The sequence below is a fragment of the Mesorhizobium sp. 1M-11 genome, from assembly GCF_001303895.1.
In the GTDB taxonomy this organism is placed as follows: Bacteria; Pseudomonadota; Alphaproteobacteria; order Rhizobiales; family Rhizobiaceae; genus Mesorhizobium.
Genome location: NZ_LJSD01000043.1, coordinates 111,290 through 133,375 on the forward strand (window position 1 = coordinate 111,290; position 22,086 = coordinate 133,375).

Sequence of the window (22,086 nt, forward strand, 5' to 3'; positions counted from 1 at the left end):
AAGGGAGCATTGCTGACCCGCTGCACGAAGGTGCCGTCATCCACCCCGGGGAAGGGCGCCGATGCCGAGGCGCCGATGCGCAATTCCTGCAAACATGCCCGCTGCGACCGGCAGTACGTCGTCGTTGAAATCGTAGAGGGGGTGGTGGAGATAGGCGCTGTCTTCACCATTGCCGACGAAGAAAAAGCAACCGGGGACCTTCTCGAGGTAGAAGGCGAAGTCCTCGGCGCCCATGGTGGGAAGCTGATGGACATATCCGGCGTTGTCGGGCCCGACGACCTCGACGGCGACGGCCACCGTGAAATCGGTTTCCGTAGCGTGGTTCACGACGGGCGGAATGCGCAGGATACGCGTCAACTCCACACCTGCCCCATGGGCGTGGCAGATGCTTTTGACCAGCCGGCCGAGTTCGCGATCAATCATTGCTCCGGTTTCTGGACTGGCATCCCGTGTGTTGATCGTCATCGAAGCGCGGCCGGGAATGACGTTATGGGCGTTGCCGCCATGAAATTGCGTGACGCTGACCACTCCCGCCTCCAGGGGCGAAAGGCGTCGCGACACCACGCTTTGCATGGAATGGATGAGACTCGCGCCTACAAATATCGGATCGACTGCCAGGTCGGGCCGCGAGGAGTGACCGCCGTTGCCGATGATGGTGACCTCATACACCGAAGTGCCGCCCATGGCCGGACCTGTCTTGGCGAAAACCCGGCCCAGCCTGTAACCAGGGCGGTTGTGAAAGCCATAGATGGCATCGACTTCGGCGAGCACACCTTCCTCGATCATGCGAACGGCACCGGTGCCGCCTTCCTCGGCAGGCTGAAACAGCAGCTTGAGGCGTCCATTCAACTGTGCATTGTCGGAAGCAAGCTTTGCGGCTGCGAGCAGCAACGAGGCGGTATGCCCGTCATGGCCGCATGCATGCATCTTGCCTGGCATGGTCGAAGCATAATCCAGGCCTGTCTCTTCCTGTATCGGCAGGGCGTCCATATCGGCGCGAAAGCAGATGGTTGGCCCCGGCCGCCCGGTATCCAGCATGCCGATCACGCCGGTGCCTGCAATGCCCTGTCTGGTCTCGTAGCCGTGCCGGACAAGGAAATTTGCGACAAGGTCGGCGGTTTCCCGCTCTTCGAATTTCAATTCGGGCCTGCTGTGCAGATGACGGCGAATGGAGATTGCTTCTTCCACTGCCGGCGACGGGAATTTGGTCAAAGGTCCTGGCATCATTCCCCGATCGTGCTTTCGCATCTCAAGAGCCTGCTCAAGAAACGAAAGTTCCCTCCCAGCGTCGTTCGACATCCCGGCTTTGAAATCTGGCAGAACGCCGCCGATGTGCTGTCGAAACGAAAGCTTGTTTTCCTACCCATTTGCTCGACAAGCCATTGGCTGATCGGCAGCGCCACCCTAGTGATTTGGCAGGCTCGGCGGCCAACAGGATTTACCGATCAATCGATGCAAGTTTTGCATGAGACCGTTCGCATTCGCCGACGCTAACCTCGCCGTTACAGGCCGGAGGTTGAGGCAGTGCATAGAGCGCGGACACTTTACGACAAACTCGTTGACCGCCACACGGTACGAAAACTCGACGAGCATGCCCAACAGGTTCTTCTCTACGTCGATCGTACCGTGCTGAATGAATATACGTCACCTCAGGCGTTCACTGCCCTGCGCATTGCGGAACGTCCCGTCTGGCGTCCCGCCGCGGCGCTCGGTGTGGTTGATCACGTCAATCCGACCGTCGTCGGCCGGATCGCCATACCGGAGGATGCAGCGAAACAGACAAGCTATTTCGCCGAGAATTGCCGGGATTTCGGCATCGAGATTTTCGACATGAAGCATGCGATGCAAGGCATCGAGCATGTGGTGATGCCGGAAATCGGCCTGGTGCTGCCAGGGATGGTGATTGCGGCGGGCGACAGCCACACCACCACCTATGGTGCCTTTGGTGCGCTCGGCTTCGGCATCGGCACCTCCGATATCGAGCACTACCTCGCAACTCAGACACTGATCTACAAACGACTTGGATCAATGCGCGTGACACTGGATGGAGATCTGCCCCCGGGCGTGCGCTCGAAGGATGTCGTCATGGCATTGATCGAGAGCATCGGCGCTTCGGGTGCAACCGGTTATGCAATCGAATTTCAGGGGGGTGGTATCCGTGCGCTCAGCATCGAGGCACGCATGACCCTTTGCAACATGGCCGTCGAGTGCGGCGCGCGCGGCGCTCTCATTGCCCCAGACGAAAAGGTCATGACCTATCTTTCCAAAACAGTTCGGGCTCCCAGGGACGAACTTTGGCGCCTGGCGTCCGAGAGATGGCTGTCGTTACAAAGTGACTGCGACGCGATCTTCGACAGAGAAGTCATCTTGGCGGCCAAGGAAATTGCCCCCATGGTGACGTGGGGTACAAGCCCGGATCAAGCGGTCAAGATCACGGAATGCGTGCCGGACCCTCGCATGCAGGCAGATCCCGTTCGCCGGCACGCCATCGAGCGCGCGCTGGCCTATATGGATCTCAGGCCCGGCCAGCCGGTGAATACGATCCAGATCCAGGCTGCCTTTATCGGTTCCTGCACCAACTCTCGCATCGAAGACCTTCGCGATGCGGCCCGGGTTCTTGATGGCCGACATATTGCGTCCGGTGTAAGGGCTATAGTGGTTCCCGGTTCCATGTCGGTAAGGCGTCAGGCTGAAGCCGAGGGCCTCGATCGCATTTTCACGTCGGCCGGATTTGAATGGCGGCAGTCGGGCTGCTCGATGTGCCTGGCGATGAACGATGATGTTCTGGCCCGGGCGGAACGTTGCGCCTCCAGTACCAACCGCAATTTCGAAGACCGTCAAGGGGCCGGCGGGCGCACACATCTGATGAGCCCGGCCATGGTTGCCGCTTCTGCCGTTGCTGGCCGCCTTGCCGATGTTCGTCAACTCGTGGGTGAGCGCTAGATATGCAGGCCTTTGTCAAGGTGAGGGGTATTGCGGTACCACTCGCGGCAAGCAACATCGATACCGATGTCATCATGCCCAAGCAGTTCCTGAAAGGGATAGATCGCAGCGGCCTTGATCGAGGATTGTTCTATCATCTGCGTTTCGATGAACAGGGCAGCCCCCGGCCTGGATTCATCCTCAACCAGGCAGAGTGGCGGGATGCCGCTTTCCTGATCGCGGGTCCGAATTTCGGCTGCGGATCCAGTCGCGAACACGCCGTATGGGGACTGATGCAATACGGCATCCGCTGCATCATCGCGCAGAGTTTCGCGGGCATTTTCTTCGACAATTGTGCCCGCAACGGCCTGCTCGCCATAGAACTCGGTGAGGAAGAGGTCAGGCGTCTGCTGGACCTTGTCAGTTCCCCCGCCGACAATGTCCTTACCATTGATTTGAACAATGAAACCATCTGCGGTCGAGGGCTGGAGATTGATTTCGAGATCGATCCGATCCGTAAGGATTCCCTCCTCAAGGGGCTGGATGCCGTGGGCCAGACGCTGGAGTTCAGAGATGAGATCCGCACATTTGAGCGCAACTACTTGCGAGAAAATCCATGGCTGGAACAGAAGTGATCGCGAACTCACTGACGCCTGTTGGCCCGTCGCCGTTCCTGAAAGGCTTTGATCTTTTCGATTTTACGACCAGAGCGAAAACGACGCTGCGATTTGCGATCGCCGGCGAAGGGCCGCCGCTTCTCCTTCTGCACGGACATCCCCAGACGCATGTGACCTGGCGCAAGGTTGCTCCCACGCTTGCCAGGCATTTTACGGTGATTGCGGCGGACCTGCGTGGATATGGCGACAGCAGCAAGCCGTCAGGCGGGGACGACCATATCAACTACTCCAAGCGGGTGATGGCGCGGGATCAGGTCGAGCTAATGCAGGCATTGGGCTTCGAGCGCTTTTTCGTGGCGGGGCACGATCGAGGCGCTCGCGTTGCTCATCGCATGGCGCTCGATCATCCCGATGCTGTCGCCAGGGTGGCCCTACTGGACATTGCGCCAACCGCAACGATGTATGCGCGCACCGATCGGGTATTCGCCACGCGTTACTTCTGGTGGTTCTTCTTCATCCAGCCTTATCCACTGCCGGAGCGTCTGATCGGTAACGATCCCGAATTCTTTCTTCGAGCACATCTCGGTCGGCAGAACGGTCCCGCTGATGCCACGGAGCCGGAGATCTTTTCGGAATATCTGCGCTGCTATCGTGACCCGATGACACAACATGCTGTTTGCGAGGATTACCGGGCTTCGGCTGGAATCGATCTCGTGCATGATGCCGCAGATGACCACAAACGAATCGCAGCGCCTTTGCTCGCCATGTGGGGAGCGCGCAGCACCGTGGGAGCTCTTTATGATGTCGAGCAAACCTGGCTGGAGAAGGCGCTGGACGTGAAGGGTAGGGCGCTCGATTGCGGCCACAACCTTCAGGAGGAATGTCCGGCCCTGGTGGCGGAAGAGCTCTTTTCGTTCTTCATGAGCTGATCGCTCTGGCGGCTCACACGCTGCCAAAAGCGTTCCGCCGTCTGCGTCTGCCGCGACTTGGCGCGAAAGAGATGGATTTCGATGGAAACCTCGTCCTCGGGGACGCCAATTTTCATCAGTCGACCGGAAGCGATGTCGTCAGCCACAAGGCTGAGAGGTGACCACGCCAGCCCGCGTCCGTCGCGGGCCATTGTCACCAGCATTGTGGCAAGATGTGAGGAAAAGACAGGATCCGGTGGCAGGCGCCTGCCGTTTTGCTCCCAGGCGGCATTGAGAATGCGGCCCATGCCAGATTCCGTCGAATAGGCCAGAAAAGGCCCATTTTCCATGATTTGGGTCGAGGCGAGCGATGGTGCAGCAACCGGCACCAATATGTCCGTTCCCAGCGGTACGGATCGAAATCGATCGCCTGTCAGCCTGTTGAAGGCGGCGGGATGGTGATGGCAGAGCAGGAACTGGCTCCGGCCTTCGATCATGAACTGCTCGCAGCGGACCATCGAATCCGCGATCAGCTGCACGGAAGTCAGCAGTGGCTCGTCAGATTCCAACTGGCGCAGCCATGGCGGGAAGAAAGTCAAAGACAAGGCGTGCGTGGATGCGAATACCAGCGTTTCCGTGGCCGTTTGTGCGGCGCTCATTGCGTCACGACGCGCAGTCTCAAGCTGCCGGAGAATCTCTTCGGCGAATGGCCTGAGGCGTTCTCCAGCGTTGGTTAGTTCGATCGAGTGTGAGCTTCTGTCGAAAAGAGGGGCGCCGACCCATTCCTCAAGGCACTTGATTCTCCTGCTGAAGGCAGGTTGGCTGATGGCTCGCCGCTCGGCTGCCCGAGAAAATCCACCCTCGCGTATTACCGCGAGAAAATCCAACAGCCAGACTGTATCCACGCCGGACCCCGGGACTAGAGTGGCGGAAGACCCGGCCTGTCGAGCCCCTTCGGCGACAGCGTGAAAATCTCGCAGCCGGTCGAGGTCACGCCGATCGTGTGCTCATACTGTGCCGACAGCGAACGGTCGCGGGTGACCGCCGTCCAGCCGTCGGAAAGAACCTTCACATGCGGCCGACCGAGATTGATCATCGGCTCCACCGTGAAGATCATGCCGGGGCGCATTTCCACACCTTCGTTGGCATGGCCGTAGTGCAGGATGTTCGGCGCGTCGTGGAACAGCCGGCCGACGCCATGGCCGCAAAAATCACGGACCACGGAACAGCGTTCGCCTTCGGCATAGACTTGGATCGCCTGGCCGATGGCGCCCGTGCGCACGCCGGGACGGATCGCGGCAATGCCGCGCATCAGGCACTCATGCGTCACTTCCATCAGCCGCTCGGCGGCGCGCTTGACGGTACCGACCGGATACATGCGACTGGAATCGCCATGCCAGCCGTCCAGGATGTAGGTGACGTCGATATTGACGATATCGCCGTCACGCAGCGGCTTGTCATCGGGGATGCCATGACAAACGACATGATTGATCGACGTGCAGGACGACTTCGTGTAGCCACGATAGTTGAGCGTGGCCGGCAGCGCGCCATGGTCCATGCCGAACTCGAAGACGAAACGGTCGATGGTATTCGTGGTGACGCCAGGCTTCACGATGTCGACCAATTCATCCAGGCATTGCGCGGTCAGCAGGCAAGCCTTGCGCATGCCGGCAAAGCTCTCCTCATTGTAGAGCCTGATCTGGCCGGTGTTGCGCAGTGGGGCTGTTTCTGCGTCGAGATAGGTGACCATGGTATCCGGAAGCGTTTGTTTTCGGGCAGATTATCATGTGACACCGATGGCGTCGTTCTTCAACCTTTTGCATTGCATTGGCAGCGAGACAGGCGGCATTGACCGTGTTAGATGCCGATGGTTGGGGGAGATAGGGCATCTAGACGGGACGGTATTCCGTGTCGAGTATCTTCAGGCAGCTGCTCGGCTGGCCGGGCTGGCGCGCATCTCCCGCGCAATGGCAGATCAACATGCTGGAAGGGTGGGCCAGATGCTGGCTCCCGTTCGTGCTTGGCGCGGGACTCCTCCTCTATTTTCCCTATCTGGGGCTGCGCCCGCTTCGTTTCGAAGAAGGTCGGCGCGCCCTGCAGGTTTTGGAGATGCTGGACGGCGACGCCTGGTGGCATCTCAAGTTTATCGGCACGCCCTACGTCAACAAACCGCCCTTCACGCCCTGGCTGATGGCAGCGGTGGCCGCGCTACGCGGCATTCTGGATGAGGTGTCGATCCGCTTGCCGGGCGTGATTGCCGCGTTGGCCGGCGCGCTTTCGGCCGGCGCTGCTGCTCTTGTCCTTGCACCGCGAGACCGGAAGGTAGCGGCCCTGACGGCGGGACTGGCCTTTCTCTGCTCGGTGCAGATTCTACTGAGGGCACGCATCGGCGAGACCGATGTCACCGTCACCGCTCTGTGCGGCATGGCGCTGGCGCTCTGGTTGTTTGGCCGTGCGCGACGGTACTTCACCCTCGTGCTCTGGCTCGGCATTGCCGCACTTCTCGCATGTGCGGCGATGACCAAAGGCCCGATCCCGGTTGCCTTTTCAGCTCTGCCGATGATTGTCATCCCGCTTGTTGAACGGAAGCCGCGTGATGCTCTTGCTGCCATCGCCGTGGTCGTGCTCGCGCATCTGCCGATGCTGGCTTGGGCCTGGTCGAACCACCCCGATGCAGGCGCCGCGCATTGGATCAGCGAAATGCGGCTGGGCGGCGAGGTGGGTGGTGACAATCGACTAACGCGGTTGCTGCATCTCAGCGATCTGCCCCTGGCGATACTCTACCAACTGCCATTCCTGCCGGTTGCGGTTGCCATGGTCTTTGCACGCTCCGATTTGCCGCAGGAGCGGCGCTGGGTCGTCGACGCATTGCTTTTGGCTGCCGTCCCGATGGGCGTGCTGACCACAATCCTGCCGATCGGCCGGACACGCTATTCGATGCCTGCAACATGGCCGCTGGCCGTCATGGCAGGGCTGTGGGTGTCGATGAACTGGCGCCGGCTCTATTTCGCGCATTTCGTCATCGGCGCCGGCCTGACCGTCGCGGTTTTCGTGCAACTGGTGCAGATCGTCCTTATGGATGGGCGCACCGGCGGTCAGCGTCAGCTGCGTGCCGATGTCGAAGCTTTTTCAACGGTGATGAAAGACCTGCCGCCGGGATCGATGCCCGTAGTTTGGGATCGTGACCATATGAACGAGAACATTCTGGTTTACGGCCATCGCAAGATGTTCGAGCTGGGGCACGATGAGCTCGATTGCCAGGTGACAAGCGGCTATCTGGTTGCTGGTGCTTCCGATCTCGCTGTGTTGGATGCTTCGCCCAACTGGACAAAAGTGGAATCGTTGTCGGATTGGGGAGCGCTTTACAAACGGGTTCCTGATACGCCGACGCGAAACTGCAAACCGCGCTTCGCTCCTGCTTGATCGACGCTGCAACCAGGCGCTTGTTTCTATTCGAGCGGAAAACGACCTCGGCGGGGCTGCATCGGATATGTCTGTTGCAGAGATACAACCAGTGGTCGCGCTCTTGCCACAATTCACCATAAAAGCCTCTGGCAAGGAACTTCCACTCAGAAAAGACGTTCACGCCCGGGTGGAGGCAGTTCAAGAGGCGTCGTCATGCGCGAATTGCAGTTTGCCATACCCGTTCGCATTGTTCCGGTCCCCGACCAGCCGGTCGAGGAGATCTATGGCGTGGAACAGGCGATGGACTTCCTGTCCGAATGGCCGACTGGCAAGCAGGGCAAACTCTATCAGACGGCCTTCAATGCCTGTTTTGGGGCCAGTGTCGGCGTCGCGACGTCGGAAGATGCCTGCCGTGCCTTTGCGGCTTTCTGCCGTGCCAGCGGCATCATGGCCAAGGACATGATGCGCCCGCGCAAGCGTGGCGACGGATCGGAAATGCTGCCGATCTGATCGGTTCCGCGAAGCTCCGGATACGACGTCTCCGAGAAACTTCGCTATACGACGCGGATTTCCCCCGCCAGATCCGTTCTCCCATCGTACCCTTGAAGCCTGCCAGGTCATCGTTGCGCGTGGGGCGGTGTTCTCAACAAGCTGCAGTGAACAGAATTTCGACCAGCAGTGTGGGGCGGGCAAGCTTGCACTCCGCAGTCGCCCTGGCTGGCGGATTTGAGGGATCAATCCAGGATTCCCACATGGTATTCATTTCGGCAAAGTAAGCCATGTCGCTCAGCCAGATCGTTGCGGTCAGAAGGCGCGACCTGTCGGTTCCAGCCAGTTTCAGGCTTTCGTCGGCCTTGGCGAGAACCTGCCGCATCTGGTCCTCAAATCCTTGCGAGGCGTCCTCCGCCGTCATTCCCGCCAGATAGGCTATCCCGGCATGTTTGACGACGCGGCTCATACGGGGGCCGCACTCTATGCGCTCTATCATATGTATGTCTTTCCAGCGGTTGGCGAAATGAAACGGCTTTCCGGAAGTCAGCTTGCTTTCGCGCTAGCCCAGCGTCGTTGCTGCACCGACCTGTCCAGTCGCTTGCCGACGGCGGCAATAATGCCTTCGCGGAAGAAGAGCACGACAAGAAGAGCGACGGCGGTGATGATAACCAGCGTATACTCGGCGCCGAAGCCGCGCACGAAATGCTCCAGGGAACGGATGACGATCACTCCGACGAGCGCGCCATAGCGATGGCCGAGCCCCCCGATCACGGCCATCGCCACAACCATGCCCATTTCGCTCATGGACAGCATGGAAGGCGCAAGCACGCCGACATAGTTGGCGTAGAAGGCGCCGGCCAACCCCGCCAGTCCGGCGGTGATCATGAAGGCGTAGACCTTGATCCGGAAGATATCGACACCGATCCCCCGGGCTACCTCTTCCTCGTCGCGTACCGACTGCATGAGCAGGCCGATGCGACCGTCGAGCACGAGGTTCTGTATGACGAAGAACGCCGCCACCAGGAGCCCAGAGAGGATGAGATAGGGCGAACGGTCGAACCCGGCGACGAGCTTGGGAAGTTGCATTCCCATCGAACCGCCGGTGATGTCCGAGGCTGCAGCCAGGAAGACTGCGAAGGCTCCCGCGAAAGCGAAGGTGATGAGAGGGAGCTGCACGCCCCGCACGCGTAGGGCGACGAGACCGAGCAGCCCGCCGATCGCGGCTGTGAATACGGGGATAATCAGGAAGGCCAGCCAACCCGAAACCCCGAAAGCGTTGACTATCGCTGCGGTGCCGTAGGCGCCCGCTGCCGCCAACCCGACATGTGCGAATGAATACTGGCCCGCGAACCCTGCCAGCAAGTTCCAGGATCCGGCAAGAAGGAGGTAATAAGCTGAAAGGATGAGGAGATCTGCGAAGATGGGCTTCACGCCGATGGAAGCGATCGCAACGCCCGACACGGCGAAGATCGCCGCGATTGCGTAATGCATGGACTTCGTCACGATACCACTCCCGAACCTTCGCGGCTCATCCAGTTCCGGACGATGCTTTCCAGCCGCTCGCTGACGTCTTCCGCCGTTCCTTCGGTATCGTTCTGGCCCATCGCCAGGACATAGACACGGTCGGCCACTTCCAGGGCCTCTCGCACGTTTTGTTCGACCAGAAGCACTGTGACGGACCTGCGTTCCTTGAGGCGCGCCAACTCCCGATAGACCTCGCGCACCATCACGGGACTGAGGCCTGCGGTCGGCTCGTCAAGGAGAAGGAGACTGGGTTCTCCCACGAGACCTCGCGCGATCTCGACGAGTTTCTGCTGTCCACCGGACAGGTCGCCTGCCTTGCGCTCGAGGTAAGGGCGTATGGACTCGAACAACGCCCCGCATGCCTGCACCCGTTGGTTTAGCCAGTCCCGTTCGGATCGCCTGTGCCACCCGCCGAGACGGAGATTCTCCGCTACGGTCATCTGGCCGAACACAGACGATTCCTGGGGAACGAAGGAGATACCTGCCTTCACCAAGTCCACAGTTGGCAGCCCTTCCACGCGGCGTTCGCCGAGTTTGACCTCGCCGCGCGTGACTGGCGCAACGCCTGCAACCCCTTTCAGCAACGTGGATTTCCCCGCTCCGTTCGGACCGATGATCGCAGTCATCGTATTGGCAGCCGCACACAAGTTCACGCCACGCAAGATCTCCACATCGCTTTCATAGGCGACACGAAGGTCTGTGATTTCAATGGGTACACTCATGCCAGGTAAGCCTCCCGAACCCTGGAATCGGCGGATATTTCGTCGGGGGTTCCCATCGTCAGGACTTTCCCGGCCGCCAGAACCACGACGCGCTGGCACAATCCGAAGACCCATGGAAGGTCGTGACTGATGACGATGAAGCCTGTGCCGGCATCGCGCATTTCGGCAATGATCGAACGCATCACCTCCATGATTACAGGGTTTACCCCAGCCGTCGGTTCGTCGAGAAGTGCCACGGCGGGGCGCGCGAGGAGGAGCCTGGCGAAATCGATAAGCTTGCGCTGTCCGCCGGAAAGGCGTTCTGCGGGCCAGTCGGCGACGGGGCCCAGCCCGACGCGTCTGAGGGCCTCCGCTGCCCTGGTTTCCGCCGTCTTCCTGTCCATGTCACGCACCAGGCCCGTCATCGCGATGTTCTCGACCGCCGTGAGTTTCCCGAAAGTGCCGCCGTTCTGGTAACTTCTGAAAAGGGGGCGTCGCTTCGCCGCCTTGGGTTCCAGCCCCGTCACGTCATGGCCATCGAGCACGATAGTCCCCGCGTTCGGTCTGAACTGCCCTGAGATCAGATTCAGGAAGGAGGTCTTTCCCGCCCCGTTGGGACCTACGAGGGCCACCAGTTCGCCAGCCGTGAGACGAAAGTCCACGCCGTCGATGACGCGGTTGCCCCCGAAAGCCTTCTGCAGGCCAGCAGCTTCGAGAACGATCGCTTTCATATCGCACGCCCCATCTTCCCGAACAGGCCCGCAGGACGCAGCAGGAGAACCGCGATCATCAGCGCGAACCCATATGCGTCGGTATAGCCGCTGGCGACGAATATGGTCCCCATCACTTCGACCACGCCGAGCAGGAGGCCCGCCGCCAATGCACCGCCGATGGATCCCATGCCGCCGATGATCACGACGATGAAGGCTTTGACCAGCGCGACGACCCCCGAAGAGGGAAACACGAACATCAGAGGGGCAAGCAGTCCTGCCGCGAGCCCGGCAAATGCGCCCGAGACAAGGAAGGCATAGTTCGCATATTTGTGGATATCGATACCGACGACCGAGGCGCCAAGGGGACTCTGAGTGAGCGCTCGCCAGGCTCGGCCGGTATCTGTCCGGTAGACGATCCAGAAAAGCGTTCCGATCATCACGATCGCCGCGCTGAAGGCAACGAGACGGTTACCCGACAGGTAGACATAATCGAAGAAGTTCAGGTTGCTCTCCCACAAGCCTGGAAGGTTGCGGTACGTGGTGCCGAACAGAACGGTCGTCGCCGCGATCAGGAACTGGCTGAGCATGAAGGTGGCGATGATCGTGTACTCGCCTTTCTGACGCATCCGGGAGAGATAGATCGGCCGAAGAACAACGACGTTTGTGATCAAGGCGACGAGGGCGCCTGCTGCCGCGGCAGCGATCAAGGCAGCCCACGCGGGCATTCCAAAGCTCGTTACCGCGAAAACCGCAGCGAAACTTCCAAGCATCGCGAACTCGCCGTGGGCGAAATTCACGACCCGCAGAATGCCGAACACGAGCGACAGTCCGACGGCCAGCAAGGCATACAGTCCACCCTGCAGCAGGCCGAGGATTAGAGATTGGACGATGAGCTGATCCATCATCGGTTTTGTCCCATGGTCGGCCCCGGCCGACATCGCGCCGGGGCTCTGCTTCAATCGGTCACTTCACGACGTAGACCAGTTCGGCCTGTGCCTCGCCGTCGCCGACCTTGTTCAGCTTCTTGAAGAACATCGCGAACTTGTCCCATTGGTGGAAGTTCACGGTGCCTGCCTCGTTGCGGAAGAATACGGGACCGATCGTCCCCTCGAACTTCGTATCCGGCAGGGCTTTGACCAGGTCAGCGGGTGCAGAAGACTTGGTCGTCTCGATGGCTGCTTTCACCGCGTTGAAGTTGTCCCAGAGGTAGTATTGGAAGATCGCGGGATCGGAGCCGTAGGCGGCTTTGTAGCTGTCTATGAAGTCCTGGCCCACCTTGGTCACGGTCATCGAAGGGTCGGAGAAGGTCGGATAGATGACGCCGACACCCGCGTCGCCGACGGTTGACCAGAAATCGGGCAGCAACGGCCAGTCCCATCCAGTGATGATTTCAGCCTTCAGGCCAACTTCGCGTCCTTGCTTGATGGAGAGGTTGGTCGCCGCGAATACGGTCTGCACGATGACCGCGTCAGGCTGAGAGGCGGCTATCTTCGACATATGAGCGGTCAGGTCCTGGGTCTGAGCCTGGAACTGGACCACTTCCAGCGAGACCTCAGGCAATGATTTCGCAGCCTCTTCGAAGGCCTTGGCGAAGCCCAGCCCGTAGGCGGTGTCCTCCGCCAGCACGACGACCTTCTTGTATCCGCGCTCCTTGACGAAGGGGACCATCTGCGCGGCGATCTGGCTGTTGTAGGGGCCGATACGGAAAACCTGCGGGTAGTTCTTGGAAGTGACCTCGTCCGACCAGGAATAGAAGGCCAGGAGTGGAACGTCGTATCCTTTCGCCACTTCCATCTGGCCGATGGTCACCGACGACGACCACACGCCAAGGATGGCGGAGGCGTTGGCTTCAGTCACCGCGCGCTCCATCGCGGAAACACCGACTTCGACTTTTCCCTGGTCATCGTAGACGGCAAGCTTCACTTTCCGGCCGATGATGCCGCCCGCTTCGTTGATCTTCTTTATCCAGAGATCGGCGGTCTTCTTGATCGCCTCGCCGGAGCGCACGTCGCCCGGCTCGGAGAGTGGCGACACAAGTCCCAGTACAATGTCGTCTTCTGCGAAACTGACGGTTGGCAGGATTGTGACTGCGGCAGCTCCCGCCAGTGTCGCGAGCATGGCGCGACGTGATAAGGGTAAAAATCCATTCATTTCGGCTGTTCCTCCCATTTCTTCTTGGATTTGCGCCGGGTTTGACGGCGGCTTGGCTTTGCATCAGTCGTTGTCGTTAAGTCCGGCCCCCGCTCCGGTAGCGCGGGATCGCTCGCTGGAGGGCACGTAAGTGAGAGCCGCCAGTGCCTCGAAACGCTGCCGCACCTCCTGCGGGAGCATGACAGCTTGAATGGGGGCATGCGCCGGAACGGCGCCAACCGGGTTTTCGGATATCGAAAGCCGGAGCGATGCGACGTCCTCGGAAAGCGCGGCGGGAGCCGTATCGGCGTTGGCGCACCCCGTGATCATCAGGCTTCCGAGATTGGTCGAAACCACCAAGGGCCGTGCGGCCTCCAAAGCCATCTTCCTGAGGTACGGCAGGAGGAGAATTGGGGCACGGATGCTCCCCTCGATCGATAGAGTTCCTGCATCGAGGAGGAATTCGTGGTCGACGAGCGACGGGCCGATCACCAGGGGATCCAGCGGCTTGTCGCATGCAGCGCGGAACGACGCACCATGCCTGATCACTTTGCGCGACAGCTCTCCGGCGCGGCCTGCTTCGAGAACGTCGGCCAAGGTGGACAGGCAATGCTCGCATGTGATCGCCAGTGTCCTCGCTGCCTTCCCGGTTTCCTCGGCAAGTCCCCACGAGAGGCCCGCGCCGCGGGCAGCCTTCCGAACGAGGGCGTCGGTCTCGTTCAATGACCATCGATCCTCACCGGCAACAGCGGAGCCAACGGCTTGCGCGTTGGTCTGGGCCGCTTCTTGAGCTACGGCAATCGTCTTGACAGCTTCGAGCGGAGGGATGGCCCAGTCGTCAGGGTCAGACGACAGGAGCTCGTCCGGGAGCGGGGCGTGCCGGAAAAGCGCGATCCGTACCCAGCGGTCCGACCGTGGATCGAAGTTCGAAGCACCGAAGAAGGACAGCTTGCAGCGTAGCAGGTCCACGGGCCGCATTGCTGCGTCGATGAGGTTGTCCCTGATCTCTGCATACGGGAACTGGACTGCGATCTGGACACGCCGGACGACATGGCGGAACTCGGGGTGATCGAGGAGGAACGCCGCGAGGCGCATGTCGGCCGGCAGCTTCCGTAGGGTCTCTCCCAACGCTTTGGCGTCGCGCGCGACAGCCAATGGTTGCTCCAGGTCTTCGCCGTCGTCGACCGCACGCTCTCCAAGTCGGGGCTCGAGTTTCTCTTCCGAGACGTACCAGAACCGCGCTGTGGCTCCGGCAGCATCAAAATCGGTGTTCACCGCGAACCCGTAGGAAGCATCGATGGCGCGAACCAGGGAGCCGACTGGCGCGGAGCCGTCGATCTTGAAACACCGGGTCTCGTCGCAGGACATCCTGGTTGCCAGGTCATCCACCAGATGGCCGTAGGGTTCGAGGAGAAGAGTGACCAGATATTCCTGCGCTTCAATGCCGAGGTTGGCCTCGGCAAATCTGAAAAGACCTTCCCATGCGTAGTCAGAATGCAGGTCGGTCGATGCCAGATGCGAGGAAAGCGCGTCGAGGTCCTGCCGGAGACCCTTGATGCGCGCCATCTGGACGGCGTCGTCCACTGTCCACGCGTCGATCTGGCGCCGGCCTCGATCAAGCAAGTCGCGGAAGAGCTCGATCTCCCTGTAGGAAGCTCGGTATACTGCCCGAACCCTTGCAAGCGCGGTTTCCCGCGCCGTGATCCAGCGGTCGACAAGCGACGGATGGGTGACGAGGAACGGTGCCATGCCCAGGCCGGTGGAGTTGCCGACCCCAAGCCTGCGCTTCAGGTCGCGTCTCAGTGGCACGGCGTTGAAGGGAGATGCAGAGCGGGCCATGTGCTCGACGAGATCGAGCGTGTAGGCGCGGATCAGCCAGACGGCCAGCATCTCGGCAGCGAAGGGGCCGGAAAATTCCGAGCGCGAAGATACGGTTTCGTAGTCGGCGAGTCCGAATTTGCCGCTGCCGTACACCGCGGTGGTTCGCATGAGGTAGCCGACCTCATCCAGCTCGGCTTCCGTCGGCTGCCGGCCTTCGGCCAGCCTGGCGGTGACGAGTTCGAAGAGACGGACACTTTTGTTGGCGCGCGCGAGAACGATCTCGGCTGCGCTAAAACGGCCGGCTTCCTGCTTGGGAATGTTGCGCGACAATCTCTCGATGTCAGTCTTGGAAACCCGCCCATCGTGAAGGGCAAAGGTGGAATCCCATTCATCTGCGATGACGCGATCTGTCCGCTTGGCAGGGTCGATTTCCTTGCCGAACGCGACCAGGGAGTAGATGCGACCGTTGCCCGAAATCTCGTAGACCGCGTGACCTTCGCCCTTTGCGTCGATGTTCCACGCGGTTCGAGCGAAGCTCCATTTTTCGCGTGCAAGTCTTCGAAGCAGCACGCGCATGAAACTCAGGCGCGTCTGATGGAAACATCCAAGCCTGGCAAGCTTCATCACCGCATCCGGAGAACGCAGCGGTGCGCTAGGCAAGGCATTCCTCGTGGATGCGGTAGGGCTCGACCGTTCCATCATTTCGTCCCCTGCGCAGCGATCCGCGGCGCCGCAAAGGAAGCAGGGCTGTCGCTGCCAATGGATGAGAAAGAATGTTCGAAGAACCGCAGCCAGTTCCCACCCATCACGTCATCGGTGTCGTTCTTTGAGAAGCCGGCTTTCTTCAGGCCATCCGCGACGTTTCTGAAATCGCGGTTCGAGCCGAACCAATCGGGTTGCGAAGGGAAGGCCACTCCCTCGGTTGGCGCTTCCTTCGTCCATTTTCCGCGACGCATCCATTGCACCACTTCGTCAGGCTGGTCCTGACAGAGGTCGGAGCCGATGCCGATGTTCTTCACGCCCATGATCTCGGCTGCGCGGGCCACCATGGAGCAGAACGATTCAAGACTGCAGGCGCTTCCGTCCCTCAAGTGATGTGGATACAAGCTGAAGCCCAGCATCCCGCCCGTTTCGGCGAGGGCCTTCATCACGTCTACAGGCTTGTTCCTGGGCACCGGATGCCATTCGTGAAGGTTCGCGTGTGTGACGGCTATGGGCCGTTTCGAGAGTTCGATCGCCTCCAGCGTCGAGCGCGTGGCGGAGTGCGACATGTCAATCACCATGCCTACACGGTTCATCTCGGCGATGACCTCTCGCCCCATGCGCGTGATGCCTGGATCGTTCGCCTCGTAGCATCCCGTCGCGAGCAGGCTCTGATTGTTGTATGAGAGTTGCATGAAGCGCACGCCGAGTTCATGAAGCACCTGAACGAGCCCGATGTCGTCTTCCATCGACGAGCAATTCTGCAGGCCGAAAAAGACGGCGGTGCGGCCTTCTGACTGCGCACGCCGGACGTCGCCAGCAGTCCGTCCGGCGAAGATCAGGTCGGGATAGGTCTCGAACCAGCGGTTCCACCGCACGATATTTTCCACGGTCTCGCGGAAATCCTCATGGTAGCTGATCGTCGTATGGATCGCGTTGACACCGCCGATCCGCAGATCACGGAATATCTCTTCCGAGTAGTTGCAGTACTGCAGGCAATCGATAACCGGGACCTGGTCATTTCCGCTCATGATCACAGCTCCGGATCGCCCGAATGGATGTAGCTGGTCTTCACGGCAGTGTAGAACTCGGCCGCGGCGCGTCCCTGTTCGCGAGGTCCATATGAGGAATGCTTCCGGCCCCCGAACGGTACGTGATAGTCCGTCCCGGCCGTCGGGAGGTTGACCATGACGCAACCTGTTCTGGCTTTCCTGCGGAAGGCGTTGGCGCGGGCGAGAGAACGGGTGACGATACCTGCCGTCAAGCCGTATTCCGTGGCGTTCACCATCTCGACCGCGTGGTCGAACCCATCAGCCTTGATGACACAGGTGATTGGAACGAACATCTCTTCCCGATTCACCCGCATGTCGTTGCGAGTACCGATGAACACCGCCGGATCGAAATAGAACCCATCCGTGCGCCGCTGCAGGCGGGTTCCTCCGCACGCCAGTTCGGCACCTTCTTCCTTTCCCATGGAGATGTAGTGCTCAGCGGCTGCCAGTTGCTTCGCATCGACGACGGGACCGATCTGCGTCCCTTCGTCCAACGCGTGCCCGACTTTCAAGGCGGAGGTCGTCTTCACGAGCTTTTCCACGAAGGCATCGTGTACCCGGCTGTCGACGATCAGGCGCGACGAGGCGGTGCATTTTTGTCCCGACCCAAAGAAGGCTCCGTTGACTGCATGGGCGACCGCCATGTCGAGGTCCGCGTCGTCCATGACGACCAGGGCGTTTTTAGATCCCATTTCCAGCTGGAGCTTGGTGAGGTTCCTTGCACAGGCGACAGCGACATTTTTCCCGGTCTCGTAGGAACCCGTCAGCGTCAGCGCATCGATGCCTGAACTTGACACGAGCGCGTCGCCGACCACGCTGCCGGGACCCATCAAAAGGTTGAAGGTTCCTTCGGGAAGGTCCTGCCTGCTGATGATCTCGGCCAAGGCCCACGCGGAGCCAGGTGTAAGGTTCGAAGGCTTCCAGATGACGGCGTTTCCGTAGGCCAGCGCCGGAGCGATCTTCCAACTTGCGGTGGCGATCGGGAAGTTCCACGGAGATATCACCGCCACGACGCCCATGGGCTCGCGCCTCACGTCGACATCGATGCCAGGCCTGACGCTTTCGGCATTCTCGCCGTACTGACGGTGGCATTCGGCAGCGTAGAATTCGAAGAACTGTCCGGCGCGATACACTTCGCCAACGCCTTCCGCGCGCGGCTTGCCCTCTTCACGGGAGAGAAGTTCCCCCAGTTCCGCGGAACGCGAGATCAGTTCCCGGCCGATCTCCATGAGCACCTTGTGGCGACGCTCGATGGGAGCCAGCCCCCAGGATGAGGCAGTGCGGGCGGCATCGATGGCACGGGCGACGTCTTCGATCCGCGCCTGTCCGTAACGCCCGATCTCGTCGGAGGTATCCGATGGGTTGATGTTGGCGACGGAGTCTGCCGCCTCAATCCACTTTCCACCGATGAAATTGGAATAGACCGCCAATGCCATGCTCCTCAACGCTATGGCTGGCTAAATGAACCCGGTAGCAATTTCAGTCAATTTGAAATACTCTTATGGAATTTCGATAAAACTGAAATAGAGGCCTGTATGCGCTACTCGTTATCCGCGCTTCGAGTGTTCAAGGTCGTCGCCGACCTCGGCAGCATCACCGAAGCGGCTGAGCGGCTGGGGCGGACACCTTCGACCATTTCGATGTCGCTCAAGACTTTCGAAGAGGAATTGGGCGTGAGGCTGTTCCAATCGGAACGAAAAGCCCGCCTTACCCCGACGGGGCAATTCGTGCGGGATCGCGCGAACGACATCCTTTCACAGTATGAGCGTGGCATCGCCTCGATGGAGGCTTTCGCCCGCAATCAGACCGGTCGGGTGGACCTTGCATGTGTGCCGTCAGTCGCTACGTCCATCCTTCCGCGGGTTCTTCTTCACTTCCGTTCCAAGCACCCCGCGGTCGAGATCAACGTGCGCGATGCGGATTCGCCGAGCGTGATCGAAGCGGTCCTGACAGGCAAAGTGGGACTCGGCGTCGCTACCGTCCGCAAGAGCGAAGCCGACCTGGAATTCAAGCCGCTGTTCAAGGACGCCCTGGGCATCGTGTGCAGGAAAGACGACCCGCTCACCAGGCAGGGAGAACCTATCGATTGGGATATGGTGGGTGAGAGGACCTTGCTCGGAAACGGAATCACGGGCCTGATTGGCTCGACATCGTTTACCGAACTCGAGAGCAGGGCACCGATCAAGGTGTACAACGTGCTGTCGCTCCTGGCACTTGTTCGCGCAGGTGTCGGGATCACCATCCTTCCGAGGCTTTCGATACCGTCGTCTGAGCGGGACCTGAGTTTTGTCCCTCTCAAGGATCCTCTGGCTACCCGAACCGTCGGTTTGTTGTCCCGTTCGACCGAGGTGCCATCGCCGGCTGCAGAAGCATTCGCGCGGGAACTCTGGAACGTGGTCGATTCATCCCGGAGCGAACTGGGACTCGAAAATGCCGTCGATGTTTAGGGTCGCAACGGGTGCGGCGGTGTTTGACTGACTTCGGCTTTGCGAGGCTCGCTGCTCGACGGCTCGCCGTGCGCCCACGAAGCGCGCGCAAGGCGTTGATTGCCTGTTTCCGGAATCTGACGTTCGTTTGGATGCCTCGTTCCTTGACTTCAGGATCGATGCGCGACGATTCTTGTCAATCGGCCTGGAATGGGGACCCTGGATCGGCGCGCAAAAGGGACCCCTGTAGGGCACCACGGTTAGCGCTCGCCGGGCGAAGCTGGTCTGGGTTGCGCAGGCCGGCGAGCGCGGATCGGCGTTATGGGGTGATCAGGCGCGGTTCTTGAATCGCCAGGATTCGTTTCCGGTCTCGATGATCTCGCAGTGATGGGTGAGCCGGTCGAGCAGCGCCGTCGTCATCTTGGCGTCGCCGAAGACAGCGGGCCATTCGCCGAACGCCAGATTGGTGGTGACGATGATCGAGGTGCGCTCGTAGAGCCTGCTGATCAGGTGGAAGAGCAACTGCCCGCCGGCTTGCGCGAAGGGCAGATAGCCGAGTTCGTCGAGGACGACGAAGTCCAATCGGGTCAGGTAGTCAGCGATACGGCCCTGCTTGCCACCGCGGTGCTCGGTCTCGAGCCGGTTGACGAGATCAACGACATTGAAGAAGCGACCGCGCGTCCCGTTGCGGATGAGGGATCGGGCAAGGGCAATCGCCAGATGTGACTTGCCGGTTCCGGTGCCGCCGATGAGAACGGCGTTACGCTGGTCGGCGACGAAGGTGCCGTTGGCAAGGTCCCTGACCAGCACCTCGTTGACCGGCGTGCCGTCGAAGTCGAACTCCTCGATGTCCTTGGCGATCGGCAGCTTTGCGACGGTGAGCTGGTATTTGATGGAGCGCGCCTGCTTCTCGGCGATCTCGGCCGACAGCAGATCGCCGACGATCCTCGGCGGCTCGTGCTGGCGCTTGATGCCGGTCGCCATAACCTCGTCATAGGCACTGCGCATGCCGTAGAGCTTCAACGTTCCCATCAGATCCAGAACCTGCGTGCGTTCCATCAGCTTGCCCTCCTGAGGCTGTCGTAGCGGGCACAGTCGGCCTGCGGCTCATGGCGCAGGCGAAGAGCGTCCGGGGTGAGAATGGTGATGGCTGGCGCCGGATCGCGCCGCCGCGCCAGAATGTTGATGATGACAGCTGACGAGCAGACGTTCTGGTCGAGCGCCTCTTGGCAGGCGGCCTCCACGGCATCGATCCCGTCGGTCAACACCGCAGCCAGGATCGCCACCATCTGGCGATCACCGTCATCCGAGGACTTCAGTCGGCGCCGGGTCCGCTCCATCGCCGAGGGCAGAACCCAGTCCTGGAACGGCGCGCCATTGCGCAATGCGCCGGGCTTGCGGGCGAGCACGGGGACATAGTGCCAGGGATCGTAAATGGTCTCACCGCGCCCGAACGAACGGGCGTGTTCGGCGACGACAACGCCATCCTGCCGGATGACGATCCTGCTGGCATAGGCCTGGATCTCGACCGGTCGGCCCACGGCAGTCGACAGCACCGAGTATTTGTTGTTGTCGAAGCGCACCGTGCAGGTCTTCGATACCGAGGCGGGGACCGTGTGGAAGCCGTCGAAGGGGCCGCGATACTCGACAAGTTTGCCGCGCTCCTCCTCGAACACCTCCCAGATCGTGCGCTCCGGCTGATCGATATGACGGTGCGTCTTGGTGTAGGCGATGCATTTGTCGAGCAGCCAGGCGTTGAGTTCCTCATAGGATTTGAAGCGCAGCCGCGGCGTGAAGAAGCGCTCGCGCACCAGCCCGACCTGGTTCTCGACTTGACCCTTCTCCCAGCCCGACGCCGGCGTGCAGGCGACCGGCTGCACCAGATAATGGCTGCACATCTGCAGGAAGCGGCGATTGTATTGCCGGTCCTTGCCGACGAATACCGTCTCAACCGCCGTCTTCATGTTGTCGTAGATGCCGCGCGTGCAGGTGCCGCCAAAGAAGGCGAAGGCCCGGTCGTGCGCGTCGAACACCATCTCCTGCGTCTCGCGCGGATAGGCTCTGACGAACATCATGCGGCTGTGGCAAAGCCGGACATGGGCAACCTTCACGGTCACAGTCACGCCATTGATGAGGACGATCTCGTGGCTCCAGTCGAACTGGTAGGCTTCACCCGGCGCGAAGAACAACGGCACATAGGCTTCCGCCGTCGCTGATCCCTGCGCCTTCGCCCAGCTCTTGGCGTATCGGCGAACCGCGTCGTAGCTGCCGTCGTATCCGAGACCGCGGAGCTCCTCAAAGATTCGGATCAGCGTTAGCCGCTCGCGCCCCGCCTTGCCGTGATTGCCACCTAAAAGCCCGTCGAGCTGATCCTGCCAGGGGCCGATCTTTGGCATCGGCTGATGCTCACGCTCGTAACGGAACTCCGTCGCGTTCGACCGCAGCACCTTCCGGACAACCTTCCGCGATATCCTCAACTCGCGGCAGATCTCCTTGATCGACTTCCCCTGGACCAGCGAAAGCCGACGTATCTTCGCAATCGTCTCCACAACCAACATCCAAAACAAATGCCCCCGATGAAACCGAAGGCAGTGTGACAACCCTGCGTTACAGGGGTCCTTTTTGGACGCCGGTCACCCCTGAAACGGGGTCCTTATTCCACGCCGAAACACA

At 60.6% G+C, this 22,086-nt stretch carries 19 protein-coding genes and 1 pseudogene; 6 read left to right on the forward strand and 14 right to left on the reverse strand.

Annotation, left to right across the window (positions count from 1 at the left end; translation table 11 throughout):
* Positions 1-36: 36 nt before the first annotated feature.
* Entirely contained in the window at positions 37-1,299 is a 1,263-nt protein-coding gene (locus AO692_RS18805) for an amidohydrolase (protein WP_348271468.1), read from the reverse strand.
* A 225-nt stretch (positions 1,300-1,524) separates the two neighbouring features.
* Between AO692_RS18805 and leuC the strand changes: the two genes are divergently transcribed.
* From leuC to AO692_RS18820, 3 genes are read left to right on the forward strand one after another with little or no spacing between them, the layout of a single operon-like run.
* Entirely contained in the window at positions 1,525-2,943 is a 1,419-nt protein-coding gene (leuC, locus tag AO692_RS18810) for a 3-isopropylmalate dehydratase large subunit (RefSeq protein ID WP_054311578.1), read from the forward strand.
* 2 nt (positions 2,944-2,945) lie between these two features.
* Positions 2,946-3,557: a 3-isopropylmalate dehydratase small subunit gene (gene leuD, locus AO692_RS18815; RefSeq protein ID WP_054311579.1), complete on the forward strand. Its 612-nt coding sequence runs from the start codon at positions 2,946-2,948 to the stop codon at positions 3,555-3,557.
* On the forward strand, positions 3,557-4,468 hold the full coding sequence (locus tag AO692_RS18820; RefSeq protein ID WP_244483407.1) for an alpha/beta hydrolase: 912 nt from the start codon (positions 3,557-3,559) through the stop codon (positions 4,466-4,468). Before leuD ends, AO692_RS18820 begins: the two co-directional genes overlap by 1 nt.
* On the opposite strand, the gene AO692_RS18825 is transcribed toward AO692_RS18820, so the two are convergent.
* A complete protein-coding gene (locus AO692_RS18825) occupies positions 4,411-5,352 on the reverse strand; it encodes a LysR family transcriptional regulator (RefSeq protein WP_054311581.1) in 942 nt (313 codons plus the stop codon). The genes AO692_RS18820 and AO692_RS18825 overlap by 58 nt on opposite strands.
* 14 nt (positions 5,353-5,366) lie before the next feature.
* Positions 5,367-6,197, reverse strand: a complete 831-nt coding sequence (gene map, locus AO692_RS18830; RefSeq protein ID WP_054311582.1) for a type I methionyl aminopeptidase — start codon at positions 6,195-6,197, stop codon at positions 5,367-5,369.
* Positions 6,198-6,355: 158 nt separating this feature from the next.
* On the opposite strand from map, the gene AO692_RS18835 reads away from it, so the two are divergent.
* Positions 6,356-7,870: a glycosyltransferase family 39 protein gene (locus tag AO692_RS18835; RefSeq protein ID WP_054311583.1), complete on the forward strand. Its 1,515-nt coding sequence runs from the start codon at positions 6,356-6,358 to the stop codon at positions 7,868-7,870.
* A gap of 195 nt (positions 7,871-8,065) precedes the next feature.
* Positions 8,066-8,362 (forward strand): DUF982 domain-containing protein, encoded by a 297-nt coding sequence (locus AO692_RS18840; RefSeq protein ID WP_054311584.1) that lies wholly within the window; start codon positions 8,066-8,068, stop codon positions 8,360-8,362.
* 133 nt (positions 8,363-8,495) lie between these two features.
* Here AO692_RS18840 and AO692_RS18845 read toward each other — a convergent pair whose 3' ends face one another.
* The 9 genes from AO692_RS18845 to AO692_RS18885 all read right to left on the reverse strand — a co-directional run bounded on the left by AO692_RS18845 (position 8,496) and on the right by AO692_RS18885 (position 18,423).
* Positions 8,496-8,810 carry a RidA family protein gene (locus tag AO692_RS18845; RefSeq protein WP_244483404.1) on the reverse strand — a complete coding sequence of 105 codons (315 nt, stop codon included), beginning with the start codon at positions 8,808-8,810 and terminating at the stop codon, positions 8,496-8,498.
* A 77-nt stretch (positions 8,811-8,887) separates the two neighbouring features.
* On the reverse strand, positions 8,888-9,847 hold the full coding sequence (locus tag AO692_RS18850; RefSeq protein ID WP_054311586.1) for a branched-chain amino acid ABC transporter permease: 960 nt from the start codon (positions 9,845-9,847) through the stop codon (positions 8,888-8,890).
* Positions 9,844-10,590 (reverse strand): ATP-binding cassette domain-containing protein, encoded by a 747-nt coding sequence (locus AO692_RS18855; protein ID WP_054311587.1) that lies wholly within the window; start codon positions 10,588-10,590, stop codon positions 9,844-9,846. Before AO692_RS18855 ends, AO692_RS18850 begins: the two co-directional genes overlap by 4 nt.
* Positions 10,587-11,300 carry an ATP-binding cassette domain-containing protein gene (locus AO692_RS18860; RefSeq protein ID WP_054311588.1) on the reverse strand — a complete coding sequence of 238 codons (714 nt, stop codon included), beginning with the start codon at positions 11,298-11,300 and terminating at the stop codon, positions 10,587-10,589. The genes AO692_RS18855 and AO692_RS18860 overlap by 4 nt, the downstream gene beginning before the upstream one ends.
* Complete coding sequence (locus tag AO692_RS18865; protein ID WP_161808087.1) at positions 11,297-12,187, reverse strand: branched-chain amino acid ABC transporter permease; 891 nt, start codon at positions 12,185-12,187, stop codon at positions 11,297-11,299. The genes AO692_RS18860 and AO692_RS18865 overlap by 4 nt, the downstream gene beginning before the upstream one ends.
* Before the next feature lie 58 nt (positions 12,188-12,245).
* Positions 12,246-13,433, reverse strand: coding sequence for an ABC transporter substrate-binding protein (locus tag AO692_RS18870; RefSeq protein ID WP_161808088.1), 1,188 nt, complete (start codon positions 13,431-13,433; stop codon positions 12,246-12,248).
* A gap of 63 nt (positions 13,434-13,496) precedes the next feature.
* On the reverse strand, positions 13,497-15,893 hold the full coding sequence (locus AO692_RS18875) for a DUF3726 domain-containing protein (RefSeq protein ID WP_200911758.1): 2,397 nt from the start codon (positions 15,891-15,893) through the stop codon (positions 13,497-13,499).
* Positions 15,894-15,931: 38 nt separating this feature from the next.
* Positions 15,932-16,966, reverse strand: a complete 1,035-nt coding sequence (locus AO692_RS18880) for a membrane dipeptidase (protein ID WP_054311591.1) — start codon at positions 16,964-16,966, stop codon at positions 15,932-15,934.
* Positions 16,967-16,968: 2 nt separating this feature from the next.
* Entirely contained in the window at positions 16,969-18,423 is a 1,455-nt protein-coding gene (locus AO692_RS18885) for an aldehyde dehydrogenase family protein (protein ID WP_054311592.1), read from the reverse strand.
* 99 nt (positions 18,424-18,522) lie between these two features.
* Between AO692_RS18885 and AO692_RS18890 the strand changes: the two genes are divergently transcribed.
* On the forward strand, positions 18,523-19,434 hold the full coding sequence (locus AO692_RS18890) for a LysR family transcriptional regulator (protein WP_054311593.1): 912 nt from the start codon (positions 18,523-18,525) through the stop codon (positions 19,432-19,434).
* A 309-nt stretch (positions 19,435-19,743) separates the two neighbouring features.
* Here the strand turns inward: AO692_RS18890 and istB are convergent, their stop codons facing one another.
* Together istB and istA are read right to left on the reverse strand one after the other, a co-directional pair.
* Positions 19,744-20,472, reverse strand: a complete 729-nt coding sequence (istB, locus tag AO692_RS18895) for an IS21-like element helper ATPase IstB (protein ID WP_054308547.1) — start codon at positions 20,470-20,472, stop codon at positions 19,744-19,746.
* Positions 20,405-21,971: pseudogene (istA, locus tag AO692_RS18900) on the reverse strand (IS21 family transposase). The gene istB and the pseudogene istA overlap by 68 nt, the downstream one beginning before the upstream one ends.
* Positions 21,972-22,086 lie beyond the last annotated feature (115 nt).